Annotated in this window: 8 protein-coding genes and 2 riboswitches; of the genes, 3 read left to right on the top strand and 5 right to left on the bottom strand. The window is 70.3% G+C overall.

Going from position 1 to position 10,540, the window contains the following annotated elements; genetic code table 11:
• Positions 1–223: 223 nt before the first annotated feature.
• The 3 genes from AB0J68_RS17250 to AB0J68_RS17240 are packed head-to-tail and all read right to left on the bottom strand — an operon-like array spanning position 224 to position 1,787.
• Complete coding sequence (locus tag AB0J68_RS17250; protein ID WP_363939328.1) at positions 224–826, bottom strand: histidine phosphatase family protein; 603 nt, start codon at positions 824–826, stop codon at positions 224–226.
• Entirely contained in the window at positions 823–1,593 is a 771-nt protein-coding gene (locus AB0J68_RS17245; RefSeq protein ID WP_363939326.1) for a CbtA family protein, read from the bottom strand. Before AB0J68_RS17245 ends, AB0J68_RS17250 begins: the two co-directional genes overlap by 4 nt.
• Complete coding sequence (locus tag AB0J68_RS17240; RefSeq protein ID WP_039906051.1) at positions 1,584–1,787, bottom strand: CbtB domain-containing protein; 204 nt, start codon at positions 1,785–1,787, stop codon at positions 1,584–1,586. Before AB0J68_RS17240 ends, AB0J68_RS17245 begins: the two co-directional genes overlap by 10 nt.
• A 58-nt stretch (positions 1,788–1,845) precedes the next feature.
• Positions 1,846–1,920: riboswitch (cobalamin riboswitch) on the bottom strand.
• Positions 1,921–2,116: 196 nt separating this feature from the next.
• Positions 2,117–2,337, top strand: a riboswitch (cobalamin riboswitch).
• A 136-nt stretch (positions 2,338–2,473) separates the two neighbouring features.
• Between AB0J68_RS17240 and AB0J68_RS17235 the strand changes: the two genes are divergently transcribed.
• Positions 2,474–4,864, top strand: coding sequence for a ribonucleoside-diphosphate reductase subunit alpha (locus AB0J68_RS17235; RefSeq protein ID WP_363939323.1), 2,391 nt, complete (start codon positions 2,474–2,476; stop codon positions 4,862–4,864).
• 38 nt (positions 4,865–4,902) lie between these two features.
• Positions 4,903–5,898 carry a ribonucleotide-diphosphate reductase subunit beta gene (locus AB0J68_RS17230; protein ID WP_354859910.1) on the top strand — a complete coding sequence of 332 codons (996 nt, stop codon included), beginning with the start codon at positions 4,903–4,905 and terminating at the stop codon, positions 5,896–5,898.
• Positions 5,899–6,044: 146 nt separating this feature from the next.
• On the opposite strand, the gene AB0J68_RS17225 is transcribed toward AB0J68_RS17230, so the two are convergent.
• The gene (locus AB0J68_RS17225; RefSeq protein WP_363939321.1) at positions 6,045–7,862 is read right to left on the bottom strand and encodes a family 43 glycosylhydrolase; all 1,818 of its coding nucleotides are present in this window, start codon (positions 7,860–7,862) and stop codon (positions 6,045–6,047) included.
• 429 nt (positions 7,863–8,291) lie between these two features.
• Complete coding sequence (locus tag AB0J68_RS17220) at positions 8,292–9,062, bottom strand: FadR/GntR family transcriptional regulator (protein WP_363939319.1); 771 nt, start codon at positions 9,060–9,062, stop codon at positions 8,292–8,294.
• A gap of 152 nt (positions 9,063–9,214) precedes the next feature.
• Here AB0J68_RS17220 and AB0J68_RS17215 point away from each other — a divergent pair, with 152 nt between their 5' ends.
• The gene (locus AB0J68_RS17215; protein WP_355136676.1) at positions 9,215–10,483 is read left to right on the top strand and encodes an extracellular solute-binding protein; all 1,269 of its coding nucleotides are present in this window, start codon (positions 9,215–9,217) and stop codon (positions 10,481–10,483) included.
• Positions 10,484–10,540 lie beyond the last annotated feature (57 nt).

The raw sequence follows: 10,540 nt of genomic DNA, 5'->3' as shown, positions 1-10,540 counted from the left end.
GCCCCGGCGGGGTCCCGCCCTTACAGGTTCCCCGGCGCTATTTACGCGGGCAACACCCCTGCCGGGGGGGCCGTGCTGCACGCCCCCCCCGACACCCGTTCTGGGCCCGCCCGCTCTGCGGTATGTCGCTCACCGGTCTGTACGCCTGCCGGCAGCCCGACCCCACCGCTTCCATGCCGCCCCGAATCTGGGGCAGCTCTACAGGGGCCGTGGTCGACAGTCGTCACCCGCTCGCGGGTGCCGGAGGCGCGCTCAGGCGGAGCCGCCACCGTGGGCCCTGGCCGGTGAGCCGGACGACCGCCAACGGCTCGACGTCCAACTGCCGGTACGTCGCCAGCGGCAGTCCCAGGGCGTGCACGACCGCGACCCGGATCACGAGCGGATGGGTGACGGCCGTGACCCGTCGGCCGAGGCCGCGCTGTTGGTCCAGCCAGCGGCCGACGCGCTCGCGTAGGGCGGCGACGGACTCGCCCCCGTGCGGCGCGGCGTCCGGGGTGGACAGCCACTCGTGCAGCGCGTCGGGCTGCGCGGCGCCGATCTCCTCCAGCGACCGGCCGGTCCAGTCGCCGTAGTCGCAGTCGGCCAGCGCCGTCTCCACAGCGGGCGCGAGACCGAGGGCGTACGCGGTCTGGACGGCCGCCGCCGCGGGGCTGGACAGGCAGGCGTCCGTGTCGCCCGATGATGCCCGTCGGCCCAGCACGGTGGGGGATAGGGCGAGGGCGGCGCTGCGGCCACCCTCGTCCAGTGTGTCGTCCCCGCCGAACCGGGCCCGCCGCAGGGCGGCGGTGTGACCGTGGGCGACCAGCCGCAGGCTGGTGGCGTTCACCCGGCCAGTCGTGCGTCGGTGACCGCGCGCTGCCGGTGCATCAGGGCGGCGAAGAGCAGGCCGATCCCGGTCCACAGCACCACCTGGGTGCCGAGGGAGGCGAGCCGGAAGCTCCACAGCAGCGTGGCGGGAAAGTCCCCCGGGACCTCCTGGAACGACGGCAACACCACGTAGGCCACGCCGGTGACCAGCAGGAACCCGCCGACCGCCGCGGCGGCGCGCAGCCACACCGGCGCCTGCTCGCCGACCGACCGGTAGCCTAGCGAACCGGACCAGACCGCCACCAGGCCGAGGACCACCAGCAGCAGGTAGGTGACCGTGCGCTGGTTGATGGTGGCCGGGTCGCCGACGGCCGGCGGGTTCGGCGGGTACTTGAGGAACGGCACGATCACCGCGCCGAGCAGCGCGCCGCCGGCCAGCAGCAGGCCGGACCACCCGTCGTCAACCGTGCGCCGCCGCCGGTTCAGCAGGACGTACGCGGTGGCCAGCAGGCCACCCATCGCGGCCCCGAACAGGGCGGTGGCCAGGAACAGCCCGCCGCGCTGGCCGTTCCTGCTGACCAGAGCGTCCTCGTCGTGCTGGTGCCCCCCGGTGGCGGGTTCGGCGTGTGCCGCCGCCTCCTCGATGGCGATGGCCGCCTCGACGTGGGGTTCGCCGACGACGTAGGCGAACGTTCCGGCGAGCAGGCCGGCCACCAGGCCGGCGAGCAGCCCGCGCAGGAGAACCGTGACGAACGTGGGTGCGGTGCCGGTGCCGCTCAGTGGCACGGGACACCGAGCAGGTGCCGGCCGTCGTGCATCAGCTCGTGCAGGTACGTCCCGCTGCGCGAGACCGCGCCCTGGTCGAAGGCGACGAGATAGGCCAGCAGGGTGAGCACGGCGACGGTGGCCAGGACCGTCCACAGGAGACGGGTCGGGGCAGCGGGGTGCACCAGCGGCTGGCTGGACGTGGAACTGGACATGCGTGCACGAACCTCCTCGGGGATGACGCGTCCCCATCGCAAGGCTGCGGACGACCGAGCGTCCTGGCTCGCGGCCCCCGGGGTCGGGGACCGCTCACAGTGGCGCGACCGCGCCGGATTCTCACCGGCTTCCCTCGCGTCGCCGCAGATAGTGGGTCGACCGTATCGGTGCCGGTTCGGTCGGTCAAGCCGACGGCGGTGTCCGAACGCGACCCCGCCGGATGCTCGCGCGTCTGCCGTCGCAGACGGATCGACGACGGCCGTCAGCGACGACCGCGACACGCCCGGACCCGACATGTGGGGTGTGACAAACCCAGTCGCCCCTATATATGGTGTCGACCGCAGCTGGTTCGGCCACACATTCCAGGATGGTCGAGGCAAGAGGGAACCCGGTGGAATTCCGGGACTGCCCCGCAGCGGTGAGTGGGAACGACAGCCGTCATCAGCACTGGGCCGCCACCTGGCCTGGGAAGCGACGGCCAGTAGGGGACCGGGTTAACCCCGGTCGTGCCCGCGAGTCCGAAGACCTGCCAGCGCGCCGCGTACCCGCATCCGGGTGGGCGGTGGTCCGAGGCCGCGTGGGACGGCCGACGCCTTTCGGATCCGCGCCGCCGGCGTGGCGTCCGCCGGTGTCGGTCTCCTCGTGCCGAGGGCCATCAGGTCCTCAAGCTCGCGAGGAGTGAGTGGTGACAGTTACCGAGGTAGCCGCGGCCGGCGGCGAGACGGCCCTCCGGGGTACGCCGGGGCAGGTCCGCGAACGCGGCGGCGCCAGCGAGCCGGTGGACGTGCGCAGGCTCGTCGCCGAGGTCGAGCGCTGGGCCGACGACCTGCCCGACGTCGACCCGCTGCGGGTGGCGACCCGCACGATCAGCGGCCTGTACGACGGCGCGACGACAGCCGAGCTGGACCGGCTGACCATCCAGACCGCTGCCGAGATGATCGGTACGGAGCCGCAGTACTCGCGCCTCGCCGCCCGGCTGCTGGCCAGCCACATCGACCGGGAGGTACGCCGACAGGGCGTCACCTCGTTCAGCGCGGCGATCCGGACCGGCCACGCGCAGGGGCTGATCGGAGACGAGACCGCCGCGTTCGTCGCCGCGCACGGCAGCACGCTCGACGACGCCGTCGACGCCGACGGCGACCGCCGCTTCGAGTACTTCGGGCTGCGTACGGTCTACGACCGGTACCTGCTGCGCCACCCCACCAGCCGGCTGGTGCTGGAGAGCCCGCAGTACTGGCTGCTGCGGGTGGCCTGCGGCCTGTCCCGTACGCCGGACGAGGCGGTCGACTTCTACCGGCTGATGTCCAGCCTGGCCTACCTGCCCAGCTCACCCACGCTGTTCAACTCCGGCACCCGGCACACGCAGATGTCCTCGTGCTACCTCGTCGACTCGCCGCGCGACGAGTTGGACTCGATCTACCAGCGCTACGCCCAGGTCGCGAACCTGTCCAAGTTCGCCGGTGGCATCGGCATCGCGTACTCCCGGGTCCGGTCCCGGGGCGAGCTGATCCGCGGCACGAACGGGCAGTCCAACGGGATCGTGCCGTGGCTGCGTACGCTCGACGCGAGCGTCGCCGCGGTCAACCAGGGCGGCCGGCGCAAGGGCGCGGCCTGCGTCTACCTGGAGCCGTGGCATCCGGACATCGAGGAGTTCCTGCAACTGCGGGACAACACCGGCGAGGACGCCCGGCGTACCCACAACCTGAACCTCGCCAACTGGATCCCGGACGAGTTCATGCGCCGGGTCGAGGCCGACGAGGTGTGGTCGCTGTTCGACCCGGACGAGGTTCCCGAGCTGCCCGACCTGTGGGGGGAGCGGTTCGACGCCGCGTACCGGGCGGCCGAGGCGCAGGGCCGCTACGTGCGGCAGGTGCCGGCGCGGGAGCTGTACGGAAAGATGATGCGCACCCTGGCCCAGACCGGCAACGGCTGGATGACCTTCAAGGACGCGGCCAACCGGCTGTGCAACCAGACGGCCGAGCCGGGCAACGTGGTGCACCTGTCCAACCTGTGCACCGAGATCATCGAGGTGTCCAGCGACGCCGAGACAGCGGTGTGCAACCTCGGCTCGGTGAACGTCGCCGCCCACCTGACCGGGAGCGGCATCGACTGGCCGCGACTGCGCGCCACGGTCCGGACCGCGGTGACGTTCCTCGACCGGGTCATCGACATCAACTACTACCCGACATCGCAGGCGGCGGCGAGCAACCCCCGTTGGCGGCCGGTCGGGCTCGGGCTGATGGGCCTGCAGGACGTGTTCTTCGCACTGCGGCTGCCGTTCGACTCGCCGGCCGCGCGGAAGCTGTCCACCCGGATCAGCGAGGAGCTGTACCTGACCGCGCTGGAGACCTCCGCCGACCTGGCGCGTGAGTTCGGCGCCCATCCGGCGTACGCCCAGACCCGGGCCGCGCGGGGCCAGCTCCAACCCGACCTGTGGGGTGTCGAGGGTACGCAGACCGCGCGCTGGGCCGCGCTGCGCCAGCGGGTCGGGGAGTACGGGCTGCGCAACTCGCTGCTGGTGGCGGTCGCGCCGACCGCGACCATCGCCTCGATCGCCGGGTGTTACGAGTGCATCGAGCCGCAGGTCTCGAACCTGTTCAAGCGCGAGACCCTGTCCGGGGAGTTCCTCCAGGTCAACACGGCCCTGGTCCGCGAGCTGAAGGCGCGTGGCCTGTGGACCGAGCAGATCCGGTCGGCGATCCGGCGCGCGGAGGGGTCGGTGCAGGACGTCGTGGAACTCCCGGCCGACGTGCGGGAGCTGTTCCGCACCGCGTGGGAGCTGCCGCAGCGGGCGCTGATCGACCTGGCCGCCGCCCGCGCCCCGTTCATCGACCAGTCCCAGTCGCTGAACCTGTTCCTGGCCTCGCCCACCATCGGCAAGCTCTCCTCGATGTACCTGTACGCCTGGAAGACCGGGCTGAAGACCACCTACTACCTGCGCTCCCGTCCCGCCACGCGCATCCAGCAGGCCACCGTCACGCCCGCCGCCGTCGCCCTCGTCACGCCGTCGACGAGTGACGCCGAGGCGCTGGCCTGCTCGCTGGAGAACCCCGAGTCGTGCGAGGCGTGCCAGTGACCGTCTCCGACACCGCCGCTGACGCGAGGACCACGCACATGCTGCTCGACCCCGGGATGGATCTCACTCTCCGCCCGATGCGCTACCCGCACTTCTTCGACCGGTTCCGCGCCGCCATCCGCAACACCTGGACGGTCGAGGAGGTCGACCTGCACGCCGACCTCGCCGATCTGGACAGGCTGTCGCCGGCCGAGCGGCACCTGGTCAGCCGCCTCGTCGCGTTCTTCGCCACCGGCGACACGATCGTCGCCAACAACCTCGTGCTCAACCTGTACCAGCACGTCAACAGCCCGGAAGGCCGCCTCTACCTGTCGCGGCAGCTGTTCGAGGAGGCCGTGCACGTCCAGTTCTACCTCAACCTGCTCGACACGTACGTGCCCGACGAGACCGAGCGGTTCGCCGCCTTCGCCGCCATCGAGAACATCCCCTCGATCCGCCGCAAGGCCGAGTTCTGCTTCCGCTGGATCGACTCGCTGGGGGAGTTGCGCGAGCTGCGGACCCGGGACGACCGGCGCGCGTTCCTGCTCAACCTCATCTGCTTCGCCGCCTGCATCGAGGGATTGTTCTTCTACGGCGCGTTCGCGTACGTCTACTTCCTGCGCTCCCGCGGCCTGCTGCACGGCCTGGCCTCCGGCACCAACTGGGTCTTCCGCGACGAGTCGATGCACATGGCGTTCGCGTTCGACGTGGTGGACACCGTGCGTGCCGAGGAGCCCGACCTGTTCGACGACGATCTCGCCGACCAGGTTCGCCAGATGCTCACCGAGGCCGTCGAGTGCGAGGTCCAGTTCGCCGAGGACCTGGTGGGTCAGGGCGTGCCCGGTCTCACCCGGGCGGACATGCGGGAGTATCTCCAGCACGTCGCCGACCGCCGTCTCGTCCAGCTCGGGATCGCCCCGCACTACGGGTCCGCCAACCCGTTCGCCTTCATGGAGTTGCAGGACGTCCAGGAGCTGTCCAACTTCTTCGAGCGGCGGGTGTCGGCGTACCAGGTGGGAGTGACCGGGACGGTGGCCTTCGACGACGACTTCTAGGACCCCCACCCCACCCCCTCCCCACCCCGTCGACCAGGAAGTTGCTGCTCCCCTATCGGCGTGTCAGGGGCACCAAATTCATGATCAACGTCGGCGGCGGGCGAGGTGGGGATGGGGTGGGGGTGTTCTTGGGGGTGGAGTGACCCTCAGGCGGGGGAGCAGGTCGGAGTGATGGTCGGCGGACTGGTGGTGGCGCTCGTGCTGAGGTAGCCCGCGGTGGTGGACGTTCCCGGCGCGAGCTGCCCGTTGTAGGCGGCGTTCGCGACGGTCACCTGGTTGCCCGTCTGGGTGAGGGTGCCGTTCCAGACCTGTGACACCGTCTGCCCACTGGGGAGGGTGAAGGTGACCCGCCACCCGGCGAGCGACGAGGCCCCGGCGTTGGTGACCGTCAGCCGTCCTTCGAATCCGCCCTGCCACGTGTTGACCACGGTGTTGGTCACCGCGCAGGACTGCCCAGCCGGGACCGTCGGCGTCGGCGTCGGCGTGGGAGTGGGCGTCGGGGTGGGGGTCGGAGTCGGCGTCGGCGTCGGAGTCGGCGTCGCGGTGGGGGTCGGGGTGGGCGTCGTGGTGCCGCCGGCCTGGAACTGCCACCAGTTGAAGTTGAACAGGTTGCCGCTGCCGCCGGTGAAGCGCAGGTACAGGTCCTGGGTCCCGGTCGCGCCGCTGACCGGGCAGGAGACGGTCTGCCAGGTCTGCCACCCGCCGGTGCCCGGCACCGCGCAGCTGCCCACCCGGGTGCCGGTGGGGCTACCGAGGCGCAGTTCGATCGTGCCACCGGACGTGGCCGAGGCGACCCGGGCGGAGAAGGACGTCGCGCCCGTACCGAAGCCCACGCCCTTGACCTTGATGTAGTCCCCGTTCTCGATGAACCCGACGTTCATCCCGCCCTCGCTGGCCGGCTCGGTCTCGATGCCGGAGCCCCAGGCGATGGTCTCGGCCTCCTGCCGCCCGTACGGGTTCAGGGTGCCGATCTGGGGTGCGCCCGTCGTGGTCATGTTGATCGTCGGGATGGTGCCGTTGGTGTTGTAGGTGAACTTCTCCACGGCCACCGAGCGGGTGTAGCCGCCGCCGCCGGGCAACGCTCCGTTGTGGTAGAAGAAGTACGAGCCGCCGTTGAAGTCGATGACTCCGGGGTGGTTGGTGAAGCTCGCGCCCTGGCGGGGCATGACCGTCCCGCGGTAGGTCCAGGGGCCGGTCGGGCCGGTCGCGGTCGAGTAACCGATGAACTCGGAGCAGCACTCCGCCGCGAACACGTTGTAGTAGATACCGTTGCGCTTGTAGACCCACGGGCCCTCTTCGTAGAGCGTCGGCCGGCTCGCGTTCCCCGTCCGGGTGCCGAACCCGGCGGTGGTGAGCGGAATCTTGGTGGCGCTGCCGCTGTAGGAGATCATGTCCGCGTTCAGCCGGACGTACCACAGGTTCGGGTTGCCCCAGTACAGGTACGCCTGGCCGTCGTCGTCGATGAAGACGGTGGGGTCGATCTCGCCGTTGCCCACCAGCGGACGGCCGATGGCGTCCCGGAACGGCCCGGTGGGGCTGTCGGCGACCGCGACGCCGATGGCCATCGAGTTGGTCGCCCGGGCGGTCACCGGCACGTACCAGTAGAACTTGCCGTTGCGGGCGACGACCTGGCCGGCCCACGCGTTGGCGCTCGCCCAGCTGAAGGTGCTGAGGCTCAGGGGCGAGCCGTGGTCGGTCCAGTTGACCATGTCGGCCGACGACCACACCCGCCAGTCCTTCATGGTGAAGTACGTGGAGCCGTCCTCGTCGTGGCCGGTGTAGAGGTAGACCCGTCCGTTGTGCACCAGGGGAGCCGGGTCGGCGGTGTAGATGTGCTGGACGATGGGGTTGTCCGCGTGGGCGGCCGTGGCCGGGGTCAGCGTCGAGATGAGCAGCAGGCTCACGAGCCAGGCGACGCCGCGCCGGAGCCGGTTCTTCGTCCGTGGTGGCGGTGTGGGGTGCATCGGTACCTCCAGGGTGGGTCACGACGGGCGGGCACGGTTCGCCGCTCTCGCTGGCGGGTGCCGCGTGTCGTCGCGGGTCGCTTCGGGACCTCGGTGGTGGCCGTGCCGCGAGAGCGGCAGGAGGGATCGGGGGTCCACCATGGCTCCCGCGCGCGGCGTCCCGCCGTTGTCAACGGCGGTGGTCAACGTCCCTGAGGGAGGCCCGGACACCCAGCAGCGGGCGTTGGTCATGCGCGACTCCATCGACCTCGGCGGATCGAGTGGAGCGGTGAAGCGTGCCCTTCGCCTCTGCGGCCCGAGGGTAGTCTGTTATCGCTAACATTCTCAAGCGATGGATAAATCTGGATTTCCGCGCCGCCGTCGCAGGCCGGTCGGACCGGGGTCGCCAACGTCCGGCGACCGGGTCGTCAGCGCTGCGGCACCGGGTCGTCAGCGCTGCAGCCGCGTCGGGCTGCCCGGCCCGCTGCGCCGGACGAGCCACGCCTCGGTGATGTGCGTGAACATCGCCTGCGCGGCGCCGTCGGGGTCGTGGGCGGCGATGCGCTCGTAGATGCGCCGGTGGCCCTGGTTCGACGCCACGCACATGGCCCGCTCCGGCTGGCCCATGTAGCGCGCGGTGTTGACGACCTGGCTCTCCAGGGACCGGACGACGCCCCGGGCGATGCGGTTGCCCGACGCCTGCATGACCGTGTCGTGGAAGGCGCGGTCGTGCTCCTGGTAGGTGACGTGGTCGTCCACCAGTTCGTCCATCCGGTCCACCAGGGCCCGCAGCCGGTCGACGGTCTCCTCGTCGGCGAGCCGCGCGGCCACGTTGGCCATGTCGGACTCCAGCACCCGCCGGGTGACCACCAGGTCGTCGAGGATCGCCAGGGTGTCGTCCTCGGCGATGGTCGCCGCGAGGACGAGTTCGTCGAGCATGTCCCACGCCGAGGGCGGGGTGACCAGCGTTCCGCTGCCCTGGCGGACCTGCACGAGCCCCTTCTCCTGCAGGATCTTCACCGCTTCCCGGATGACCGTCCGGCTCACCGAGAAGGTCTCGCAGAGCACCGGCTCGGGGGGCAGCGGTGTGCCCGAGGGGTGAACTCCCTGGACGATCCGGGTCACCAGCTCGGCGGTGATCGCCTGAGCCAGGTTGGCCGGGCGACGGGCCCAGGTCGGTGCCGCCGCGCCGTTGACGGTCGACTGGTTCGATGTCGTCACGTTCACCTCCGCGTAGCCGCGGGAGCGGGCCCACGAGTCCGCCCCCAGTGTACGGGCAACCGTTGACGTCAGACGTCATACGAGTTACGTTCTCGTCAATCTTGCATCGACGGCCGGTCCCTCGGCCACTCCCCATATGAAGGTGAGCAACGATGAAGCAACGAGCAGTGTGGTCCGCGGTCCTCGTTGCAGGGCTGGCCCTGACTGGCTGTGGAAGCGCGACAGGTTCGGGTTCATCGTCCGGAGGCTCGGACAAGAAGTTGGTCGTCTGGGACTGGAAGTCCGGCGAGGCCAGCTCCGCGCAGTACGTGGAGAAGGCCAAGGCCGACTTCGCCAAGAAGCACAAGGACGTCAAGGTCGAGTTCGTGGCCCAGCCGTTCGATCAGTACTACACGCTGCTGGGCGCGGCCATCCAGTCGGGCAAGGGGCCGGACGTCATCCTGTTCAACGGTGGCGGTCAGATCCGCGACCGGGTGGACTCGCTCCAGCCGCTCGACGAGTACGTGAGCGAGGACCGGCAGCGGCTGGCCGGCTGGGAGGCGTTCGCCAAGGACGGCAAGACCTACGCCGCTCCGGTGACCCTGCAGGGCCACCCGATCTACTACAACAAGGCGCTCTACGAGCGTGCCGGCCTCGACCCGGCGAAGCCGGCCACGACGTGGCAGGAGTTCATCGCCAACTGCGCCACCATCACCAAGGCCACCGGTGCCAAGTGCTTCGCCGTCGGCAACAAGGAGGGCATCGGCATCCAGTTCTTCCTGTCGGCCCTGGCGTCGGGCGTCCTCACCCCGCAGGAGTACGACAACTGGATCGCCGGCAAGCGCGACTGGAACTCGCCGAACGTGAAGCGGATCTTCGAGCTGTGGAAGGAGACCGGCACCGCGAAGCTGAACAACGACGGGGCTAACTCCACCGCGATGTTCAACGACGCCTTCGCCGTCTTCCAGTCCGGTAAGGCCGCCCACATCATCGGTCTGATGTCGGACATCGGGCACTGGAAGGACTTCAACGAGTTCATCACGCCGGAGAAGCTCGGCGTCATGATGGCCCCGACCGTGACCAGTGGCGCGACCCCGAGCCTGCCGTACGACGGCGGTATCGGTTACGCGGTCGCCAAGTGGACCAAGGACCCGAAGGTGGCCGCCGACCTGGTGCGCTCGCTGACCTCCACCGACGCCCTGAAGGCGTTCTACGCCAACGCCGGCGCGATCACGGCCGACACGACCATCGACGTGTCGCAGGCTGGGCCGGCCGTCACCACGATCGTCGGCGCGCTCAAGACCGGCAAGCCGGCGCCGCACGTGGCGCTCTCCTCGAAGGCGCTCGACCTGATGGGCAGGCTCTCCCAGCAGCTGCTCAGCGGGTCGATCAGTGTCGACGAGGTCGTGAAGCAGATGGCCGCCGTGGACACGGCGGGCTGATCTCGTGTCGATCGGTAAGTCGCTCTCGTCGGTCCGTTCGGCCTCGGCCGAGCGGGC

Source organism: Micromonospora sp. NPDC049580 (genome assembly GCF_040675595.1).
GTDB lineage: Bacteria > Actinomycetota > Actinomycetes > Mycobacteriales > Micromonosporaceae > Micromonospora.
The sequence above is the reverse complement of the archived record's forward strand: the minus strand, read 5'-3'. Positions and strand labels throughout refer to the sequence as shown.